The 21,817-nt window shown below is 42.2% G+C and carries 18 protein-coding genes and 1 CRISPR repeat array; of the genes, 12 read left to right on the top strand and 6 right to left on the bottom strand.

The features are described from left to right. The first annotated feature begins 118 nt into the window (after window positions 1–118). The 9 genes from surE (at window position 119) to HCR01_RS16100 (ending at window position 11,143) form a co-directional block, all read left to right on the top strand. Window positions 119–916: a 5'/3'-nucleotidase SurE gene (gene surE / locus HCR01_RS16140; protein WP_193197315.1), complete on the top strand. Its 798-nt coding sequence runs from the start codon at window positions 119–121 to the stop codon at window positions 914–916. Window positions 917–1,203: 287 nt separating this feature from the next. Next, entirely contained in the window at window positions 1,204–2,100 is an 897-nt protein-coding gene (locus HCR01_RS16135) for an MBL fold metallo-hydrolase (RefSeq protein WP_193197167.1), read from the top strand. Between the two features lie 142 nt (window positions 2,101–2,242). Continuing rightward, window positions 2,243–3,385: a bifunctional riboflavin kinase/FAD synthetase gene (locus HCR01_RS16130; protein WP_193197166.1), complete on the top strand. Its 1,143-nt coding sequence runs from the start codon at window positions 2,243–2,245 to the stop codon at window positions 3,383–3,385. A gap of 124 nt (window positions 3,386–3,509) precedes the next feature. After that, a complete protein-coding gene (locus HCR01_RS16125) occupies window positions 3,510–4,418 on the top strand; it encodes an AAA family ATPase (protein WP_193197165.1) in 909 nt (302 codons plus the stop codon). 111 nt (window positions 4,419–4,529) lie between these two features. After that, entirely contained in the window at window positions 4,530–5,522 is a 993-nt protein-coding gene (locus tag HCR01_RS16120) for a DNA polymerase III subunit delta' (RefSeq protein WP_193197164.1), read from the top strand. Window positions 5,523–6,180: 658 nt separating this feature from the next. Further along, window positions 6,181–8,100 (top strand): DUF4912 domain-containing protein, encoded by a 1,920-nt coding sequence (locus HCR01_RS16115; protein WP_193197163.1) that lies wholly within the window; start codon window positions 6,181–6,183, stop codon window positions 8,098–8,100. Between the two features lie 52 nt (window positions 8,101–8,152). Then, complete coding sequence (locus tag HCR01_RS16110) at window positions 8,153–8,683, top strand: DUF937 domain-containing protein (protein ID WP_193197162.1); 531 nt, start codon at window positions 8,153–8,155, stop codon at window positions 8,681–8,683. A 166-nt stretch (window positions 8,684–8,849) separates the two neighbouring features. Continuing rightward, window positions 8,850–9,815, top strand: coding sequence for a protochlorophyllide reductase (locus HCR01_RS16105; RefSeq protein WP_193197161.1), 966 nt, complete (start codon window positions 8,850–8,852; stop codon window positions 9,813–9,815). A gap of 56 nt (window positions 9,816–9,871) precedes the next feature. Beyond that, the gene (locus HCR01_RS16100) at window positions 9,872–11,143 is read left to right on the top strand and encodes an ATP-grasp domain-containing protein (protein WP_193197160.1); all 1,272 of its coding nucleotides are present in this window, start codon (window positions 9,872–9,874) and stop codon (window positions 11,141–11,143) included. Between the two features lie 54 nt (window positions 11,144–11,197). On the opposite strand, the gene HCR01_RS16095 is transcribed toward HCR01_RS16100, so the two are convergent. The 3 genes from HCR01_RS16095 to HCR01_RS16085 all read right to left on the bottom strand — a co-directional run bounded on the left by HCR01_RS16095 (window position 11,198) and on the right by HCR01_RS16085 (window position 12,499). Beyond that, window positions 11,198–11,572 carry a type II toxin-antitoxin system RelE family toxin gene (locus HCR01_RS16095; protein ID WP_193197159.1) on the bottom strand — a complete coding sequence of 125 codons (375 nt, stop codon included), beginning with the start codon at window positions 11,570–11,572 and terminating at the stop codon, window positions 11,198–11,200. After that, window positions 11,565–11,810 carry a hypothetical protein gene (locus tag HCR01_RS16090; protein ID WP_193197158.1) on the bottom strand — a complete coding sequence of 82 codons (246 nt, stop codon included), beginning with the start codon at window positions 11,808–11,810 and terminating at the stop codon, window positions 11,565–11,567. Before HCR01_RS16090 ends, HCR01_RS16095 begins: the two co-directional genes overlap by 8 nt. Window positions 11,811–11,980: 170 nt before the next feature. Further along, complete coding sequence (locus tag HCR01_RS16085) at window positions 11,981–12,499, bottom strand: GNAT family N-acetyltransferase (RefSeq protein ID WP_193197157.1); 519 nt, start codon at window positions 12,497–12,499, stop codon at window positions 11,981–11,983. A 310-nt stretch (window positions 12,500–12,809) separates the two neighbouring features. On the opposite strand from HCR01_RS16085, the gene HCR01_RS16080 reads away from it, so the two are divergent. After that, complete coding sequence (locus tag HCR01_RS16080; protein WP_193197156.1) at window positions 12,810–14,105, top strand: glycosyltransferase; 1,296 nt, start codon at window positions 12,810–12,812, stop codon at window positions 14,103–14,105. A gap of 76 nt (window positions 14,106–14,181) precedes the next feature. On the opposite strand, the gene HCR01_RS16075 is transcribed toward HCR01_RS16080, so the two are convergent. The 3 genes from HCR01_RS16075 to HCR01_RS16065 are packed head-to-tail and all read right to left on the bottom strand — an operon-like array spanning window position 14,182 to window position 16,650. Further along, window positions 14,182–14,772, bottom strand: coding sequence for a class I SAM-dependent DNA methyltransferase (locus tag HCR01_RS16075; protein ID WP_193197155.1), 591 nt, complete (start codon window positions 14,770–14,772; stop codon window positions 14,182–14,184). After that, window positions 14,769–15,518 carry a PIG-L deacetylase family protein gene (locus HCR01_RS16070; RefSeq protein WP_226889378.1) on the bottom strand — a complete coding sequence of 250 codons (750 nt, stop codon included), beginning with the start codon at window positions 15,516–15,518 and terminating at the stop codon, window positions 14,769–14,771. Before HCR01_RS16070 ends, HCR01_RS16075 begins: the two co-directional genes overlap by 4 nt. Further along, the gene (locus tag HCR01_RS16065) at window positions 15,508–16,650 is read right to left on the bottom strand and encodes an acyl-CoA dehydrogenase family protein (RefSeq protein WP_226889377.1); all 1,143 of its coding nucleotides are present in this window, start codon (window positions 16,648–16,650) and stop codon (window positions 15,508–15,510) included. Before HCR01_RS16065 ends, HCR01_RS16070 begins: the two co-directional genes overlap by 11 nt. Window positions 16,651–16,975: 325 nt before the next feature. Between HCR01_RS16065 and hisC the strand changes: the two genes are divergently transcribed. Both hisC and HCR01_RS16055 read left to right on the top strand, forming a co-directional pair. After that, on the top strand, window positions 16,976–18,022 hold the full coding sequence (gene hisC / locus HCR01_RS16060; protein ID WP_193197154.1) for a histidinol-phosphate transaminase: 1,047 nt from the start codon (window positions 16,976–16,978) through the stop codon (window positions 18,020–18,022). Window positions 18,023–18,119: 97 nt separating this feature from the next. Further along, entirely contained in the window at window positions 18,120–18,443 is a 324-nt protein-coding gene (locus HCR01_RS16055; protein ID WP_162394444.1) for a hypothetical protein, read from the top strand. Between the two features lie 395 nt (window positions 18,444–18,838). Continuing rightward, a CRISPR array of direct repeats spans window positions 18,839–21,306; the repeat unit is 37 nt; unit sequence ATTTCAATTACTCATAATCCCTATTAGGGATTGAAAC. Window positions 21,307–21,817: the final 511 nt, after the last annotated feature.

Here is a 21,817-nt window from a genome sequence, read left to right as displayed (position 1 = left end):
GACAAATGACCAATGACAAAGAGAGAAGTCTGTAGCAAGATCCCGCAGGGAACACCTAAAGGCAAACTGGCAAACAGAACTTCAAAGACAAATGACCAATGACTAATGACTAATGACTATGAAATTACTGATTAGCAATGATGATGGTATTTCTGCCCTAGGTATTCGTACTCTAGCTAACTGCTTGGCAGAAGCAGGCCATGATGTAAGCGTAGTTTGCCCAGATCGGGAGCGATCGGCAACTGGACATGGACTAACCATGCACCAACCCATTCGCGCCGAAATTGTTGATGCACTTTTTCATCCTGCGGTCAATGCCTGGGCTTGTGATGGCACTCCTTCAGATTGTGTGAAATTGGCCCTGTGGGCTTTGCTAGAATCTCCGCCCGACTTGGTTCTTTCTGGCATTAATCAAGGTGCGAATTTGGGAACGGAAATTCTTTATTCCGGTACAGTTTCCGCGGCAATGGAAGGTTTAATTGAAGGCATTCCCAGTGTGGCGCTGAGTCTTACCAGTCACACTTCTAAGGACTTTCAACCCGCTGCTAATTTTGCCAAAATTTTAGTGCAGCAATTAGCACAAAAGCCTTTACCAGATTTGATGTTGCTCAACGTTAATATTCCTGCTGTTAAGTGGGAAGAAATTGCCGGAGTCACTCTTACTCGTCAGGGAGTGCGGCGCTACATTGATGTATTTGATAAGCGAGTCGATCCCCGTGGAAAAACGTACTACTGGTTAACCGGAGAAGTAATCGAAGATGTGGAACCCCCATCAGGGTTAAACTTGCCTCAAAACATCCCCCTAGATGTACACGTTATCCGTAAAAACCACATCAGTATAACACCATTACAATACAATCTTACTTACGCAACCGGACTAGATAAATTATCTCAGTGGGAATTTAAGTTTACCTGAATCATTTTATCTATAGACAACGATTTGAGGTTAGTCAAATGCATCACAGGAAAATGTAGGCTATAAAGTAGGGGCAGTCTTGAGATAACCGATGTAAATACGCAGTAACAACTTGAAACTTGTGCTTTGTTTTACCTTAATCACGTCACAAAACCAGCCGGAAACAGAGTATGCTGTTTTACCAATAAATCATCCTCTGCTTTTAGCAGTGAGACAGCATAAACTTAGACAAAACAAGTGACAATTTTTTTGATTTATCGCCCGCTCAGTCCAGCAAGCCAACACCCATGTCTAGGATAGAGAACAAATTTACTGTGCAATTTTGGGGCGTTCGCGGCAGCATCCCCAGTCCAGGGCCACACACCGTCCGTTACGGCGGTAATACCCCTTGCGTTGAGATGCAAGTGGGCGGTAAACGCTTAATCTTCGATGGTGGTACAGGACTGCATGTTTTGGGGCAATCTTTGTTGCGCCAAATGCCTACAGAAGCTCATATATTTTTCACCCACTCGCATTGGGATCACATGCAGGGTTTTCCCTTTTTTAGTCCAGGATTTGTCAAAGGGAACAACTTTCATATCTATGGCGCGATCGCTCCCGATGGTTCCACCATAGAACAGCGGTTGAATGACCAAATGCTCCACCCGAATTTTCCTGTACCCTTGCAGATTATGCAAGCCAATTTAAATTTCCACGACATTCAATCAGGGCAACCTATATACATTGATGACATTACTGTAGAAACATCACCTTTAAACCATCCGGGTGAAGCTGTCGGATACCGAGTCAACTGGCTTGGTGGTGCTGCTGTTTACATTACCGATACTGAACATTATCCTGACCGATTGGATGAAAATGTGCTGTGGTTATCTCGTAATGCCGACATTTTGATCTACGATTCCACCTATACTGATGACGAATACCATTGTCCAAAATCTCCAAAAATTGGCTGGGGACATTCTACTTGGCAAGAAGCTGTAAAAGTAGCCGAAGCTGCTAACGTTAAAACTTTAGTGATTTATCATCACGACCCCGCACACAATGACGATTTTTTAGATTGTGTAGGAGAACAAGCAGCAGCGAAATTTTCTGGTGCAATTATGGCACGCGAAGGAATGGTACTCCAGGTTCCTGTCTCAGCTCCCTTATCAGAATCTTTTCCTGTCAGCAAGTTTTCCGCCTAAAGGTTGCAGTCGAAGCAATTGTAGATTTTAGATTAGATTGGTGATCAAGAGCTTTCAGCACGAGAGCTGTCCTCCTCAAGGCGGTTTACCATAGAGTAGCTTCCTGCTGATAGCTAAAATAAACCTAAAATCCAGAATCCACGTGCTAAATCTGTCTCAAAATGGGTGTTCTGTGTGGGTTGCTTCTTCGACCGAACTGGCTCTAACACCAACCGCTGTTGCTCTTGGCAAGTTTGACGGTGTCCATCTTGGTCATCAAAGAGTAATTCAACCAGTTTTGCAGCAAGCAAGGAGACAAGAGGGAGAGGAGGAGAAGGGAAGAGGGGGAGCAGGGGAAATTGAAAGAGAAAGGAATTCTTCATTTCCGCCATCATCTTATCCTCCCATTTCCTCCTCTTCTGCACCCCTAGCATCACCAAACGAACGTGTATACTCGACAGTTGTCACCTTTCATCCTCATCCACAGGAGTTTTTTACGGGACAACCCCGGACTTTATTAACGCCACTGGATGAAAAAGTCGAACAATTGCGATCGCTTGGGGTAGAACAACTGGTACTGCTGCCTTTTGATAAAGAATTATCTGCTTTAACCCCCGAAGAGTTCGTAGAAAAAATTCTCGTGCAACAACTGCGATGTCAGCAAATTAGTATCGGTGAAGATTTTTGTTTTGGTGAAAAACGCAGTGGTACAGCTAAAGATTTGCAATTACTCGCCGCTAAGTACGGTATTCCAGTTACTATCGTTCCCTTGCAAAATTATACAGGCGTATCCCCACAAAGCAGTGATGTTAACATTGCTCAAACACAGCAAGCGCGTATTAGCACTTCACTAATCCGCCAAACACTTGAGCGCGGCGACATTGAAAACGCAAATCTATTACTAGGACGCCCTTACACCCTAATCGGTGTTGTTGTTCAAGGTCAACAACTGGGCAGAACTATCGGCTTTCCCACCGCCAACCTCCAACTCCCAAAAGAAAAGTTTTTGCCTCGCCAAGGAGTTTATGCTGTTCGCGTCTCCAATCTCGGTGACCCACCAAATGCAAGTCCTGCTGAGATCTTGGGGGTAATGAATATCGGCAACCGCCCAACTGTGAATGGTACTTATTCATCTGCGGAAGTACATTTGTTTGAGTGGTCTGGTGACTTATATGGCAAAAAGCTGGTTGTGCAACTAGCAAAATTTTTACGACCTGAGCAAAAATTTCCTTCTCTAGAAGCCCTGAAAACACAAATTCAACTCGATTGCATTGCTGCTAGAGAAGTTTTGAATGCCCAGTGCTAAATTTTTAGTTCTGAGTGCTGAGTGGGAACAATAAATTGGTCATGGGGCATGGAGCATAGGGCATAGTCAAAAATTACTGACAATCCCCAATGCCCAATGCCCAATTCCCCATTCCCCACAGTGCATGAGAGAAAAAATTGACGCTTTAACACAAAATCTGGCTCGTACTATCGTTGGCAAAACCGAGGCCATACGCTTAGTGCTAGTCGCTATATTAGGCGGTGGTCATGCCCTACTAGAAGATGTTCCTGGCGTTGGCAAAACCCTGCTCGCCAAATCCCTTGCTCGCTCTGTGGATGGCAAATTTCAACGGCTACAATGCACCCCCGATTTGCTGCCAACTGACATCACTGGTACTAACATTTGGAACCCAAAAAGCGGCGAATTTACTTTTCTTCCTGGGCCAATATTTGCCAATGTGTTGCTAGCTGACGAAATCAATCGTGCTACACCCCGCACTCAATCAGCTTTGCTGGAAGTAATGGAAGAGTATCAGGTAACGGTTGATGGTGTTTCTCGTGCAGTTCCTCAGCCATTCTTTGTTATTGCCACCCAAAATCCCATTGAATATCAAGGTACTTTTCCTCTGCCAGAAGCGCAAATGGATCGATTCATGTTGTCGTTAAGTTTGGGCTATCCTTCCGAAGCAGAAGAACTCCAAATGCTGCAAAGCCTTCAAAAGGGTGTTAAGGTTGCTGATTTGCAGCCTTGTATTACTTTGGCAGAAGTACAAGAATTACGTGACATCTGTTCTCAGGTAAGAGTCGCAGCCTCCCTGCAACAATACATTCTCGAATTGGTGAGGGCAACACGGCAAGATGAAGAAATTGCTCTTGGCGTCAGTCCACGCGGCACAGTAGGATTGCAACGGGCTACCCAAGCGCTGGCTTTTTTGCTAGGACGTGATTACGCCATTCCCGATGATGTAAAATTTCTTGCTCCTCACGTTCTTTGCCATCGAATTATCCCTAGAGGGGGACGCAGTTCGAGAACTGTTGTTGAGCGATTATTGCGATCGCTTCCCATACCTTAATGTAAGAATTAATCGCTCCTACGTCGCTCTAAGCGTACCGATAGCGCAGCGTCTCGTAGAGAGGAACGAGCCGTCACTGCGAATTGCGAATTGTTCGGTCACAATTAATTAATGACTAATGACCCATTTGCACAACTTGTAGGGCAACGGCAAGCTGTAGAATTACTCACTCAGGCTGTTAGACAGAACCGGGTTGCCCCAGCTTACCTATTTGTGGGGCCAGATGGTGTAGGACGGAGTTTAGCGGCACGATGTTTTATCGAGTTGCTATTTTCTGGTTTTGTAAAGACGCAAGTAATTACGTCTTTACAAAACCGTTTACGTCAAGGCAATCACCCAGCTTTGTTATGGGTGCAACCAACGTACCAATACCAAGGGCAAAGACTGACAGCGGCCGAAGCCGCAGAAAAAGGGCTTAAGCGCAAAGCACCGCCTGTAATTAGACTAGAGCAAATTCGTGAAATTACTCAATTTTTGAGTCGTCCGCCGTTGGAAGCACCGACAAATGTGGTAGTGCTGGAGGAAGCCCAAACAATGGCGGAAGCAGCAGCAAATGCCTTGCTGAAGACTTTAGAAGAACCAGGGCAAGCAACGTTGATTTTGATTGCACCTACGCCTGAGTCTGTGTTACCAACTTTGGTGTCACGTTGTCAACGCATCCCTTTTTATAGCTTAGATACACAGTCTTTAACTCAGGTACTCACTCAAACGGGTCATCAGGAACTTTTGCAGCATCAGACAGTTTTGAGTTTAGCATCTGGCAGTCCTGGAAGTGCGATCGCATCTTACGAGCAATTACAAGCCATTTCCCCGGAGTTACTTCAAAACCTCACAAAAGCGCCTTCATCCTACCGCAATGCCTTGGAGTTAGCTAAGAAAATTGATCAGGATTTAGATACAGAGGCACAACTGTGGTTGGTCGATTATCTCCAACAGTATTACTGGCAACAATGGCATCAGCCCAACATGATCAATCAATTAGAACAAGCTCGTAAATATCTACTTTTTTACGCCCAGCCACGACTAGTTTGGGAATGTACCTTAGTATCACTGTCAGAACTTACGCACTCAGATCCCCCAACCCTCTTAGAAAGTGGGCTTTAGACGTTCCCCCCTTTTTAAGGGGAGCCAACGCGGTCTTCTCCCTTCGCGTAGCGTCTCCAAGAGTTGGGGAGACGCAATCATGCGATGGGGTCTCCCCAAGTGGAGCGACTGGCGTGGGTTAGGGGGGATCAGGATTTCAGGCTTCAGTGCGTAAGTCCTAACTGTGTCAAATTTCGCGTGGTAATTAAAGCCAAGAAATTCGGAAGATTTAAACCCTATCGCAAACAAGCTAATTATATTTGTGGGCCAATACTTATCGGTTAAAGGGTAAGGGATAAATACTTGTCTGTTAGACCTTGTACTGAAATTTTTGTACTTCACCCAAGTGAGAATTGCCATAATATTTTCAACTATCATCAGAAATAGTTTTTAAACAAGGTAGTTAGAAATAAGGGTAAGTTAAGCTAGTTCTCAAACTAAGTCTCATATAATCAAACCTATTACCTCACCTCAAAGGAGGTATTTTATGAGAGATTGGATTATCAATAATTTCTATCTAAAGAAGGAATTAATCGGCATCTGAATAGCGAGAATGAAGGTGGTTTTACCACAGCCTTATATAGGCTTGTAAGTTAATTATTCTGTTACTACTGCTACTTAATCTGCCTCCGTCTTTTGTATCCGGGGGTCTTTTACTATGAGAAAATGTGTTAGTAAGATGTTTCATCAACAAAAATCACTACCATCAGTAGCAATTTTATTTGCCTTTACTGCTACTTCTATCTCAACAGTTTGTTTGATTATTCTTCCTGCATTTGCTCAATCATCAGGTGTTAGTACTTCTTTTCCAGTTCCGCAATCTGTTCCTAGTGGTACAAAAGTGCAGATAAATGGCACAACTAGCATGGAAAAGATTAATCAAGCACTAGCGGAGCGATTTAAAGCGAAGTTTCCTGGTACAAACGTTAACATAGCATACGATGGCACAGATGCATCTTTAAAAGCATTGCCGAATGGAAAGATTGATTTGGCTGCAATTGGGCGATCGCTAACGCAAGAAGAGAAAGCGCGAGGGCTTGTAAGCACTCCTGTAACTCGTAATAAGATTGCTGTAATTCTTGGAAAGGACAATCCGTATAAGAATAGCTTGACTTCTGAACAGTTCGCTAGAATCTTTCGGGGGGAAATTACCAACTGGTCACAAGTTGGCGGTTCTCCCCAAACAATTCGTTTGATTGATCGCCCAGAAAATAGTGATTTGCGGCAATCATTTCAGAATTATCCAGTTTTTAAGACGGCTGCATTTAAAACGGGTGCAAATGCCGTTAAATCAGAAGATAACACTGAAGCAGTTATTAATAAACTCGGAACGGATGGCATTGGATATGCGATCGCAGATCAGGTTATCAACAATCCTAATGTGCAAATTGTCCCGCTACACAATGTTCCTCCAACAGATCCTCGTTATCCATTCTCCCAGCCTTTGGGATATGCTCACCAAAGACCTATTACAAACCCAGCAGCACAAGCATTTTTAGGCTACGCAACTGCTCTTGAGAATCAGCAAATCATAGAAGAAGCTAGGGTTGCAAATGCTATCACTACTCCTGCGGCTGTATCTATTCCTACCACAACAACAGCAACTAGATCTAGGGATGAATTCCCCTGGTGGATATTATTATTATTTCCGTTACTAGGTGGATTATTGTGGTGGTTGTTGAGTCGGCGCACGCTTACCACTACTTCCGCCCCTGCTCCCGTTGCAGCACCCGTACCTCTTCCTGTCCGACGAACTCCAGAGAGTCGGATCATCCTCACACCCAGAAATTGCCGAGATGCTTATGCTTATTGGGAAGTTCCAGATGAAGTCAGACAAGACTTACAACGGCTAGGTGGACGTAATTTGAAAGTACGTCTTTACGATGTCACCGATATTGATATGGATCGTCAAACACCGCACAGCATGAAGGAGTTTGATTGTGATCAACAGGCGCAAGATATCCACATTCCCATCGCAGTAGACAATCGTGATTATATTGCTGAGCTTGGTTACACAACCAATAGCGATCGCTGGGTAGAAATTGCTCGTTCGTCTCATGTGCGTATTCCCGCCTGCGAACCTGTTGGTGCCATACCTTTGGCAACTGCTGGAGTAACCACAGGTGTTGCTGCTAATTCTTTAGTGAGCGATGGCACGGGAGTGCCCGCCTTCGGCGCTCGCCCTAGAATCACAAAAGATGAAAGTCGTTTAATACTAGTACCCCGCGACTCTAGAGATGTTTATGCTTACTGGGAAGTTCCAGAAGCACGAAAGGCAGAACTGCAACAGCAGGGTGGACGCAAGCTGGCGCTTCGTGTTTATGACACTACAGGTATTGATCAGCAACGGCTACCTGCTCGCAATTTTCGCCAGTTTGACTGTGATGAATTAACACCTGATTTACATATTCCCATTGCTCAAAGCGATCGCGATTATGTCGCAGAATTAGGCTATGTCACTGACGATGGTCGTTGGCTAGAACTTACTCGTTCAAAGGTTGTAAAAGTTCCATCTACTTTCTCGGTGGACAATGCAGCCAGACATTCATCTAATACGGGAACTGTGTTTGAGCGGAATGACAATCTATCCAATTCGTAATTACAAATTATTCCATAACACCGTTTATCAATTTTGATTGAGGACATTAATCATGGGACTTTTCTTTGATGTTTTGAGTGCAATTAACAATCCCAATCAACAGGGAAATATTGCTCAGTTAGAGTCAATCACAAATTCAATTCAGCAAGTAATAGTTAGTCGAGGAATTCAACCATCTCAAGTACAAAATGTCATGTCAGTTTTGGGTAATGTGCTTCGTCCCGCACTCAAGCAACAGCAATCAGCCCTTGGTAGCAATCAGTTCCAGAATCTCATTGGTCAAGTTGCGGGTAGTGGCATGGGCGCATCTGGATTGCAATCTCTGCTGACACCTCAGTTACAGCAGCAAATTGTGCAAACTGTTTCTCAAAGAACTGGGCTAAGTCCGAATGTGATTCAAACCGCTTTGCCAACACTAACTTCAGGAGTTTTAGGCCTGCTGAATATGGGTTCTACGAAACCTGGTACTCTTGGTTCAAATCCACTGTTGAATAGTTTTTTGGATAGCGATCGCGATGGCAATACAGACATGGGTGATGTTCTAAAATTTGCCAATCGTTTTCTTAATCCACAAACTGCATAATTTCAGTGCTGAGTCCTGACTCCTGAGTCCTGAGTGTTGTTAGCGGTAGCGGGGCGTTTAGCCCGTACTGAGTAACAAGTTTCTCCTCTGCCCCTCTTGCCCTCTACTCCCTCAACGCATCCTTATGGCCTTACAATAATGACTTGGCGATGTATCTCAATCTGAAATGAACCAACATCAGAAGTCAACGGTCGTAATTACGGGCGCATCATCGGGAGTAGGTTTGCAGGCGGCGAGAGCTCTTGCCCAAACTGAGCAATGGCATGTAGTAATGGCCTGTCGGGATCTGGCAAAAGCGGAAAAAGTTGCTCAATCTGTAGGAATGCCGAAGGACAGCTATACAGTAATGCTTCTGGACGTGGGCAGTTTAGAGAGTGTGCGACAGTTTGTAAAAAACTTCAGAGAAATTGGCAGACCTCTAGACGCTTTGGTATGCAATGCTGCGATTTATATGCCTTTGTTAAAGGAGCCATTGCGAAGCCCAGAGGGATTTGAGTTGAGCGTTGCGACAAATCATCTTGGTCATTTTCTGCTGTGTAACCTCATGCTTGAGGATCTGAAGAAAGCATCAGTTTCAAAACCGAGATTGATAATTTTGGGAACTGTTACACACAATCCTAAAGAACTTGGTGGGAAAATTCCGCCACGTCCAGACTTAGGAGATCTCAAAGGCTTTGAAGCGGGATTTAAGCAGCCGATATCAATGATTGATGGGAAGAAATTTGAGCCTGTCAAAGCTTATAAGGACAGCAAAGTTTGTAATGTGCTGACTATGCGTGAATTGCATCGACGCTATCACGAATCCACCGGGATTACTTTTAGTTCTCTCTATCCAGGATGTGTTGCAACAACGGCTCTATTCCGAAATCACTATCCCCTGTTTCAGAAAATATTCCCAGTTTTCCAGAAGTACATTACTGGGGGCTTCGTGTCTGAAGAGTTGGCTGGGGAGAGAGTCGCGGCGGTAGTTGCTGATCCAGAATATAGCCAATCTGGCACTTATTGGAGCTGGGGGAATCGGCAGAAAAAAAATGGTAAGTCGTTTGTTCAAGATGTTTCCAAGGAAGCAAGCGATGATGACAAAGCCAAGCGCATGTGGGATCTGAGCGAAAAGTTGGTTGGACTTGCGTAGTGGGACAAAACTGTTAGTAATTCACAAATTCCCACAGGAAGCAAGACTAATTGGCTATGAACTTAAAATCTGACTTTCCTTACTTTCAAGGAAGTTCTCTTTATGATCTTTTTGCTCAAGACATTACAGATGCACGTTATGCGTTCATCTTAAATTACCCTGCAACTGCCAGTTGGGCTGCTTATCCCAACACAAAAAAATATTTTATTCAAGATGGCAGTGATGAAGCCACTAAAACATCCTACGATAAGATTTGCCAGAAGGAACCTTGGAAAAATCTAGCTGTGCTAGGCGATGCTGTTCCAGGAATTGTTATTAGTCCACCGCGAAAATTGCTGGTTGACTACTGGCGAGAGCATTTTGGTTTCAACTATAGCAACATGGAGGTGATGCAGCGATCGCTTTATCTGGATTCTCTCAACCAAAGCGAACGTTTTGATAAACTCCTGACTCTATTTCCTTTTGATAGTCTGCAAACAGAAAAACACGCTGTTAATCCAGACACCCACTACCATTTGCTAGACAAAGCGACGCTAGTGGAGTTGGGAGTCCAATGTCCGAAATACGAGAGCTACAATCTTCATCAAGTCAGTCTCGAAGATATTCAGTTACCAAAATTTCCATACTTAATCAAAACATCTCACGGACTCTCAGGAGAAGGCACTTATATTATTAAAAGCGTTAGTGATTTGAACTACTGCTTTGAAGAAGTCAGGAAATACCTTGATATTAAGTTGTTGAATACAATTATTGTCTCGGAGTTTATTAAAAATACTGTACAAAACTACTGCGTACAGTTTTATGTTAGCAAGGCGGGAGACATAACGCTCATCGGCACTACCAGCCAACTCGTCACTCCAGAGGGCAACTATTTAGGAGGACTGATTGACTACCGCCAATTCGACATGAGCAGGTTCTTTGAGATGATTGCTGCTATTGGTCAGTATGCTCACCAGCAGGGTTATTTTGGTATTATTGGCTTCGATGTCCTAGAAGATGAAGACGGACAGCTTTATGCGATCGATGCCAATTTTCGAGTCAATGGCTCAACTCCACTCTGCTTGCAACGCCATACCTTACTAGGACTAGGAAAGGAAGTTGCTAAATATTCGAGTAGTTATCGCATGGCTGGAGCCTTGGATTCAATTCTAGGAACCTTAAAATCGGAACTGGATCGCAAGGATTTTATCATTCTGTCAGCTCAAGAGTCAGTCAAATACGGAAAAATCTACACCGATATTTACGGCATTGTTGCTGGAGAGACGCTCAAAGAAATGCAGCACATCGAGAAGATTTTACAGGATAAGGGATTGCGGTGGTTTGGTTAAAGAGCATTTACCGAATTCTGGCAATTACTTACTTAACGTTATGACTGTATTGTTCTATGGATTTTCTTCATCTTCAACTGCATTTTGTTCATACTCAGCAATGATGTTCCTGATGTCATCTGCTGCGATATCAGCTTGTTTAGATTTAGTGTAAATAGTTAGAAGAATGATACCAGTTGCCGTTTTAACGTAATAAATGAGACGGTAGCCACCACTTTTACCTTTTTGAATGTCGCTATTTCGGACTCGCAATTTAAAAACTGTATAACCGATACTAGATATCTGATCTCCAGGTAACTCACCCCGTTCAAGTTGTGTGATTATAGGTTGTATATCATTACGAGTACTTCGATATTTTTTAGCGAGGATGCGTAGATTTCGGTTGAACGTTGGCGCGGCTTCAACTTGAATGAACGCTTGCTCAGACATCCTCCAATCCTTCCCAAATTTGAGAAACAGGAATCGTTTGTCCAGTCATCGCCTCATGCCAAGCTTGACGAAAATCTTCTATAATCTCTTTTTTAGATTTATCATTTTCATCGATTCCTGCTTCTTCTGGGATGAGGACAATCACTTCAACACGACTATTTTTATTTGTGATTAAGGGGTGATCTAAAGTAAGTTGCCCATGCTCATCAATAGTTGCCATAACTTTAATTGCTTTCATTATTGCTCCAAATCTTTATTCGGTAGTGGCTAGGTTAATGCCTAAAGCTTTAAGTTGCTGGTTCATCCAAGTCTTTGCTAGGCTTCATCGGTTTCAATGGCTTGTTCTACATCCTATTTTAGCAATTTCGAGCAGTTGTTTGGATTTGCGTTTAAGCTCAAATGATGATTTCATCTGGATGTAAAATTATCATCATCTGTACTATCAGATAATGTCTTACTCATTTTAGTAACTGGAACAATTATGCAACTTCTTAATTGATGAGGTACTCTTTGGATAGCAATAAATCCCAGTCGCAAATAAAATCCTTCAGCATAAAGGCTAGCAGTTGTAATCACTTTATCAATACCGCGATTAGCTGCTTCGTTGCAAAAATGCTCAACTAGAGCGCGTCCTATTCCTTGACCTTGATATTTAGGATTAACATATAGTCCGATAAGTTCATCAACAATGTAACTAGCAAATCCTGTGACTACATCACGCTCGACAGCAACCCAGAAAGTTTCGATTTTCATACTTCTCAAAATATTTGAACCATCAGGCTGGTCACGGTAATTACGCCAGGCTAACAGTTCTTTCTCGGTGTATAAAGTTGGAGGTAGGGCTTTGATGGCAGCAATATGAATTGCACTCATTAGCCACGCATCTGTTTCTTCAGCAGGTCGAAGAGATATTTTGTTAGCGCTCATAGTTTCAGGACTAGCATTGAGGTTAAATGCTTGTTTGACCTTCTGGTATAAGGATATCAAGTTTGCAAGACTCAGATTCTCGACTTTTTAGAAAAGTCGGGAATCTTGTTGCTAATCCTCATGCACTCGGTACAAGTTAATAATAATTTTCGATTGTATCTGTTGACATAGTTTGAATCAGTACTGACTCATGCCGTAGATAGATTGAAACTAAAGGATAAAATATACACAATAAGTTTATAAATCTTAATAATTCTTGAGTATTAAATGAATATGTGTCTGATTTCCTGGAGTTGGAAAAATGGTTTTTATGGAGAGTAAGCGCTTGACTTTTGTTGCTGACTTTCCGGCTGCACAACTCCAAAAGGACTTTTCCCATTTAGTTCAAACACCGCCATCACAGTATTGTGAAGTCTGCGTGATTGTTCCAGTTTGTAATGAAGCGCAGACATTGACAGCAACCCTTACGGCCTTGCTACATCAAGTTGATCTAGAAGGACAACGTTTAGATCTTAGACGCTACGAAGTAATTTTATTGGCAAATAATTGTAGTGATAATTCCGCTGCGATCGCTCGAAATTTCGCTCAACAACATCCAGACTTAGCGTTGCACATAGTTGAAAAAACTCTACCTACAGAGGAAGCTTACATTGGTCGAGTGCGCCAGATTTTGATGGATGAAGCATACCGCCGCTTGTGCAGTTTAGGGCGCAAACGGGGAATAATTGCTTCAACCGATGGCGACTCACAGGTTAGCCCAACTTGGATAGCTGCTACCCTATACGAAATCGCCTGCGGTGCTGATGCTGTAGGGGGACGAATTATCACTGATCACAGCAGTCGTGCGATTTTAGACCCCTACGCCAGAGCTTGCTATCTGCGTGAAGTCGGCTACCGTTACTTAATTGCCGAATTAGAAACTTACCTCGATCCCAACCCCTATGACAGCTTTCCCCGTCACTATCAACACTATGGGGCAAGTTTGGCAGTAACAGCCCAGATGTATGCACTAGCAGGCGGCTTACCACCTGTGCGAACTCCCGAAGATGTAGCATTTTACCGGGCTTTAGTGCGGGTAAATGCTCGTTTTCGCCACAGTCCGCTAGTACGTGTAGTAACTTCGGCAAGACAAACCGGACGTACAGATATTGGTTTGGCAAACCAATTGAGTAAATGGGCGCAAATGGGACAACAACAGCAATCATTTTTAGTAGAGCCAGCAGCGGCTATTGAAACTCGTTTTATGGCGCGTCGTCAATTACGAGTGATGTGGTGGTGTGTTCTCAATGGCTATCAGCCAACTCACAGGAGTGTAGTATCCTTGGCAGATATGCTGGGCGTTTCATCTCAATGGCTCGTCCAAAAAATCAGGCAACCTTATACATTTGGTGAGTTGTTAGAACAAGTTGAGCAACGTCAAAAGGAAGAGGAAATTTGGTCTTCTCGCTGGAAAAGTGTGAAGATTGAGCAAGCAATTCAGGATTTGCGATCGCGCCTTGAACCTTTGCGTTTGGGGTCTTCTCATGAACAGCAGATCTCTGGATGTATACAAAAATTCCGAACCAAGTTAGTTTTGAGAGTTTGTAGTAAGCACTTTAGTGCTTAGAACAATCAGGACTAAAGTCTTTACTACTACCTTGCTTATCCATCAATTTAAACTTGACGCATTACTAGTTAATATTTTAGACTCGCTCGAATAGGTCAAGTCGATATTGTTCCTCCCGTTGACCTTTTAAATGTCGCAGTTTGTTTGGAGTCAACTCAAAAAACGCTTCGTGAACTTCATCTCCACTTAAAGGATAATCGCGGGCATAAAGTGTCCAATGAACTAATAGTAAATGTCCTCCAGGTTCCAGGTGTTCCAGAATGCACTGCTTTGCTTTTTTCATGTCTTCTAATCCCCAGTAGTAACCAACTTCTGAAACTAGGGTCAAATCAAACATTTCATCAGGATATTGCTCTGGTACACGCATAATCTCAAAGCGGACTTGCTCTATGCCTTTGCAGCGCTCAATTGCTTTATCTTGCGCTAATTTTGACACGTCAACTGATAGCAGCGAATCACAACGCTTTTGCAACTTCTCAGTTAAAACACCAATGGAACCACCAATTTCAAAAGCAGACCGATAGCGTTCTTTGGGCAAAGATGCGATTGTAGCGGCATATTTGTTAGCTTCATATTCGCTTGTTTCAAACTTCCACGGATCAGGGTCTTCGCTGTAAAGTTTATCGAAATAACTAGGTGGTAAAGAGTCAGATTGTAACGGGTTCATCGGGTTTCCTCTAAATAAACTTCCCAAGGACGAGTGAAATTCGCTAACATTTCAGGAGTTAGACGAAAGCCTTCTGGATCATCATCAATTAAGTCTGTAATTTGGGAGCGATAGGCAGCGATCGCCTGCTGTTTCAACTCCACCACTGTCCCAGTATGTAACCGCCAGGCTGCCACTTTCAGAGTTTCTGGTAGGTTTTGCCGTTGCTTTTGATCCCAATCCCAAATCGGATACTCAATCAATCGAGGCCATAGGTGCAATCCAACTAGTGCGGTGTCAATTAGCTTCCAGGTGGCTCGGTGGTCTGGGTGAGGGTCGGATCGCCACGGTAAAAAGATAATCTGTGGGGCTATTTCTGTTAAATAAATACGACAATTATCCACTGCACTTTTATACTGTGCTGAAATAGACCCGTCTTGCATTCTGTAAAAGGTGACAGCATTAGCCTCTACTCCTAGAACTGAAAGTGCCGAGAGTGTTTCACTTTCACGTAATGTCCTAAGTGCAGGCGCGGGATATTTCAGTGAGCGAGGGTGTGAAAGCGTACCGTCACTGATGACCAAAACTCGGACATCACAATTTAAAGAACGCAGTAAAGCGATCGCACCACCACAACCCAACGTCTCATCATCTGGATGAGGTGCAACGACTAACACCGGACTACAGGCGATATCCTTGATTGAATACCAGGGCAAAACGCTAGGATTGTTTAACGGTGATGCAGTAGTAACCTGTTTATTCATCATTCCAAAGCATGTAAGCAGGATTACTTTGCCCTAAGACGTACTCTCCAACATTTGCTAATGCTGCATCAAAAGCAGGTTGACGCAAGTAAAGGGTTAAATCGCGAATAATCCGTTCCATTGGATTTGGTGGTAACAACCCGCGAGTTCCAACAGAACGTTCGCACAACTGCATGACGTCAATGCAGATTTGTTCAATAGCTGTCCGCACCATGTTTGTATAAGCGACAAGTTGGTTAGCTTGGGGGTTTGGTATTGTGGGATTACCACCAAACACAGGCGCATACGCAGCTACCACATTCGCAGCTCCCCGCAGCCAGAGATTACCACTTTCAATAGCGATCGCCATTCTACCCAGCCGTTCTTTTTGGTATGGGTCATTTGTATATTCCAACTTCTGGAGATACTCACGAGTAAGGTCAAACAGTGCTTCCGCCCCACCTAGTTGCACCGCAGCAAACCGAATTACTCCAGCGGATAACCACGGTTGTCTATAGTAGTCGCCTGGCTTACCAATTAATGCACTCTGCTCTAACTCAACATTGCTAAAATCTACTTTGTAGCTAGCAGTTGCTCGCATTCCAGAAGGTTCCCACCAAGTGGGATCACTAACTGTTTTCACTTCATCCATCGGCACAATGCACATTTGCCAACTACCATCAGGTAGCGCTCCATTCACAAAGGGACGCTCAACATAGCCAGCCCCGGAACAAAAGGTTTTAGAGCCTTCTAGTCGATATCGTCCGTTTTCAAGGGGGAAAATCTTGACACCATCAGACGCTTCAGCATTCCAAACTCCAAAGATTTTGTGGCGATCGCGGGTATCATGGGTATGGTCTGCGATTTGTTCTCTGGTGCCAAAGGTCTGAATTAGTTGCAGAGCATTGATATGCCCTTCGTAAATTCGACCAACCGCTAGATTACCACGCCCCATCTGCTTCAGCAGCATCAACGTTTCATGAGTCACCTTGGCATCAATTCCTGCACCCCACCCGCCTAACTCGCGGTGCAACGGTGCAGTCAATAACCCGGCTTCAGCAATCAGTTCAAATTCACGTTTAGGAAAAGCACCATTGTAATCTATGGCGTTAGCATTAGCTGCACAATAATCAGCAATTTCCGAAGCACGTATCAATGCAAGAGTAACCCTTGAATCGTCTGGCCAATTCTGGATGACGACATCCTTTGATAATTGAGTAGTAATAGTCAGCTCCTTTAGTTAATCTTTCTTCATAATTATTAATCGAAGATAATAAAAAAAAGTCGCCCAATACCTCTATCTTCTGCGTGATTTTACGCTCATCAAAGGGAGAGAAATCGATAAAACCCTATTTTTGGATATAAACGACAAAAAACGATATTGTCAGAAATTGTAGGTTGAATTTGCGTAAGATACGTCACATAACCGCCCACTGCAAGCGATCGCAACGCCAAATAAAAGTCTATCTTTTCCATGCCCCATGACCAACTATTTCCGCTCTAACGTTGACGCAATGGCTAGCTATGTTCCCGGTGAGCAACCCCAGCGCGGCACACAGTTCATCAAACTCAACAGCAATGAAAACCCCTATCCTCCTTCCCCTGCGGCACTAGCCGTACTGCAAAATATTGATGGGGAGTGGTTGCGACGATATCCAGAACCGTTTGGCGGGGAGTTCCGTCAAGCCGTGAGTCAAGTTTTAGGAGTTCCTAGTGATTGGATTATCGTCGGAAATGGCAGCGACGAATTATTGAGCGTGGTGATTCGAGCCTGTGTAGAACCTGGGCGAAGGGTAGTCTATCCAATGCCAACGTACGTACTATATCGTACGTTAGTCCAAATACAGGATGCGGATATTACTGAGGTTTCTTACAACGAGGATTACAGTTTACCTCTGGAAGAGTTGGTTGCCGCTGATGGGTCTGTAACATTTATTGCATCGCCTAATAGCCCTTCAGCACACACAGTACCAATAGAAGACTTACGGAAATTAGCTAGCCAGTTATCTGGGGTTTTAGTGATTGACGAAGCATATATTGATTTTGCTGAAGATAATGCATTGGCTTTGGTTAAAGAATACGAGAATGTGATCGTGATTCGGACACTTTCTAAAGGGTACTCATTGGCAGGATTACGACTGGGATTTGGAGTGGCTAATCCCAAGTTGTTGCATGGATTGTTTAAAGTGAAAGATAGTTATAACATTGATGCGATCGCTTGTGCAGTTGGGACAGCTGCCATCACCGATCAAGCTTATAAAAATGCTTGTATAGCAAAGATTAAAGCATCGCGGATTAAACTAACAACAAACTTGAAACAATTAGGTTTCCGTGTTTGGGATTCTCAAACTAACTTCTTACTGGTACAACCTCCGCAAGATAATGCAGAATATCTCTATCAAAAGCTGAAAGAACAGAGAATTTTAATCCGCTACTTCAAGCAGCCAGGACTGGATGATAAATTACGCATCACTATTGGGACTGAGGAGCAAAATCAAATTCTAGTAAAAGCGCTGAGTAATTCGTAATTAGCTCAGAGTAACAAGCTCTAATTTATCCATTTTCCCGGATGAGCCAAAAAAAATCTGAATAATTACTTTACATTGAATTTTCATGTGAAAACTTATGGAAATACCTCAACGCGTATCAGTTCGCTACAAAGACGCGTCTTTCAACACTAATGAAATCCGCTTGAGAACCTTCAGGCTTGGACTACAAATATGGGAAGAACAAACCAAACCAAGAAAAACAGAGCTTTATGAGTTTATATTGTCTTGCTTGAAACAAGTTGACCGCCAAGATCGCTTTATGTTTTCTATGCTGTTTATAGAATTAGCAGATCTCATACGCAATTCTCGACTTGAAAGGGGAACGAAAGAGGTTCTGATTAAAACTGCTTTTAGGGAGTTTGCTTGTGCTATGACAGACTTTGAAGACTCTATCAAATAACATCCGACGCTTGGGGGGAATCGGAAGTGCTTAGTTTACCACCGTAGGCATCGCATTCTTAGCTATCTGAACTAATTGAGTATGATCTCGATAGTATAAATTTCTCTTGGCAAAGTGCAAAATATTGATAGTGATCAGCTTTACAATCCGACTAGTTTCTGTACCAAGTGCGCGGATGGGTAGGTGTTAGTTAAAGGGTAACTATAAAAATGGCTGAATTGCCGTCTATACAAGAATTTGAGGGGAATAAAATTTCTAAGCCATCCGCGCACCTTACCTGGACTAGTTTTCAGCGATTTGCATCTAGCCAAATTACAATTCCTCATGTTATTATTTCTAAGTCCGCGCAACAGAACCTTGAAAACCAAATAAGACGAGGCTTTCAGACGTCCGGGATTTCAATTACTCATAATCCCTATTAGGGATTGAAACTTTTGAAAGTTCTTCTTTTGAAATTTTCTAGTAATTTCAATTACTCATAATCCCTATTAGGGATTGAAACAATGGTTAAGTATGATGAGCCAATTATTTGTGGGCATTTCAATTACTCATAATCCCTATTAGGGATTGAAACCTGTAACTTTTTTAGTGCCCGGTAAAACTGATATATTTCAATTACTCATAATCCCTATTAGGGATTGAAACCTCAAAAGCCGTTTTTGTCTAACCAATCTTCAATTATTTCAATTACTCATAATCCCTATTAGGGATTGAAACGCACAGTGGAAGTTGTGTCATTCCAGAAAGTGATTGCATTTCAATTACTCATAATCCCTATTAGGGATTGAAACTTGATATGAAAGGCATATCAAAAGATAATCTAATATTTCAATTACTCATAATCCCTATTAGGGATTGAAACGCAACGCTAACACCCTCTCTGGGGTCGCGGGGATAAATTTCAATTACTCATAATCCCTATTAGGGATTGAAACACTGACGCTATCCCAATCAATATCATTAGTCCACATTTCAATTACTCATAATCCCTATTAGGGATTGAAACCATCTCTACCGGGTCTACCTGGGATCTGCACCATTTCAATTACTCATAATCCCTATTAGGGATTGAAACCTGAGAAGTTCCAAAAGCCGTAAAATTCTTGCTGAATTTCAATTACTCATAATCCCTATTAGGGATTGAAACCCAACGGACTTTCTCTTTGCCAAATTTGGAGCAGAAATTTCAATTACTCATAATCCCTATTAGGGATTGAAACCTTTTGATGAGTCACTAATAATTAAAGATTTTGATTTCAATTACTCATAATCCCTATTAGGGATTGAAACGAGTACGAGAAGCTAAAGACAGGGGGCAGTGACATTTCAATTACTCATAATCCCTATTAGGGATTGAAACACATAAATTATCAATTTGAGTAGGTAACAAAGATTTCAATTACTCATAATCCCTATTAGGGATTGAAACTAACGGATCATTTGGAGTCCAAATAATTCCAGATTTCAATTACTCATAATCCCTATTAGGGATTGAAACACTATGAAATTAGGCTTTTGATTCTCTGCCACAGATTTCAATTACTCATAATCCCTATTAGGGATTGAAACGTTCGCGTTCTTCAGCTTGCTTACTGTACTCTAAGATTTCAATTACTCATAATCCCTATTAGGGATTGAAACATGGTGTTCACGACGGCATTAAACGCAGAATGTTAATTTCAATTACTCATAATCCCTATTAGGGATTGAAACGAACTCAAAGACCCCCAGGCGATCGCCGCAATAGAATTTCAATTACTCATAATCCCTATTAGGGATTGAAACGTTTTCAATGCCAATAATTGACTTAACAAGACCTATTTCAATTACTCATAATCCCTATTAGGGATTGAAACTCGAATAATGCCGCTACATCAGCACGGGTTTTGTAATATTTCAATTACTCATAATCCCTATTAGGGATTGAAACGATCGTGCCACCCGCAGCTACGACAGCATCTTGATTTCAATTACTCATAATCCCTATTAGGGATTGAAACCGTTTTAGGAGAAATCGAGTTTGTAGTACGATTTTAGGATTTCAATTACTCATAATCCCTATTAGGGATTGAAACGATCAGACGCTTGCTCAACTATAGATTTAACTTCGATTTCAATTACTCATAATCCCTATTAGGGATTGAAACGAAACTCCTCATCAGTTTGATTTTTCCATACAAGATTTCAATTACTCATAATCCCTATTAGGGATTGAAACAAAGCCCATCGCTCTGCTGGTTGGAAGTGGACATATTTCAATTACTCATAATCCCTATTAGGGATTGAAACTGCGCTCATCATCTTGGAGATGCCGCAATAGCCAGATTTCAATTACTCATAATCCCTATTAGGGATTGAAACGTAAATTTGATTGAAACCACTATGGATTTTGGCATATTTCAATTACTCATAATCCCTATTAGGGATTGAAACTTTCTAAAAAGATGACAGCAGGGGGGGAAATAAAATTTCAATTACTCATAATCCCTATTAGGGATTGAAACCTTGTTCCTCAAGTCTCCCAAGAAGAAATAAGATTTCAATTACTCATAATCCCTATTAGGGATTGAAACAGAATGGGCTTGCTGAAATAGCCGCTCAACTTCAAATTTCAATTACTCATAATCCCTATTAGGGATTGAAACGAATTCCAATGCCAGATGTAAGCGAATATGTTCAATTTCAATTACTCATAATCCCTATTAGGGATTGAAACGCAAGCACGATAACGCCACAATTATTGTTGGAAAGCAAATTTCAATTACTCATAATCCCTATTAGGGATTGAAACGCAATCTGACAAGGCGCGGTACTTGTGAATATATTATTTCAATTACTCATAATCCCTATTAGGGATTGAAGCGAGTGGGAATGGATTCCCATTCTCAGATAACCTAGAATTTCAATTACTCAAAATTCCTTCTTTAAAACTCTTATCTTTGCGCCTTTGCATGAAACAAAATTCATACTCTTAATCAGCAACGCTTGGATATCGATATGTAGCTTGGCAAAACTCGAATTTATTTATTTTTTCAAACTGCGATCGCATGACGCCACTATATAATACGTAAGTACAAGCGTTTTTAGTTTGATAATTTATACGCGTGCGTTATTTAATTGAGTGCGATCGCAAAACATTTAACACAACGAAATACAAAATGTATACTATGTAATTATATTAAATATAAACAATCTATATCAACATTATAATTTTTCCTAAATAATCGGACATGCATTTCAAAAAGACTATAATTTGTATTATTTGGTGATTTCTTTGGTAAGGATTCAGGTCTAATATTTAGGAAGCAGAGATGGGCGAGACAGATAATTATTAGAATTAGCCAGCAGTGCTTGTGCAAAAAAGTCAATCACAG

The sequence above is a fragment of the Nostoc sp. MG11 genome, from assembly GCF_014904695.1.
Classification (GTDB): domain Bacteria; phylum Cyanobacteriota; class Cyanobacteriia; order Cyanobacteriales; family Nostocaceae; genus Komarekiella.
The sequence above is the reverse complement of the archived record's forward strand: the minus strand, read 5'-3'. Positions and strand labels throughout refer to the sequence as shown.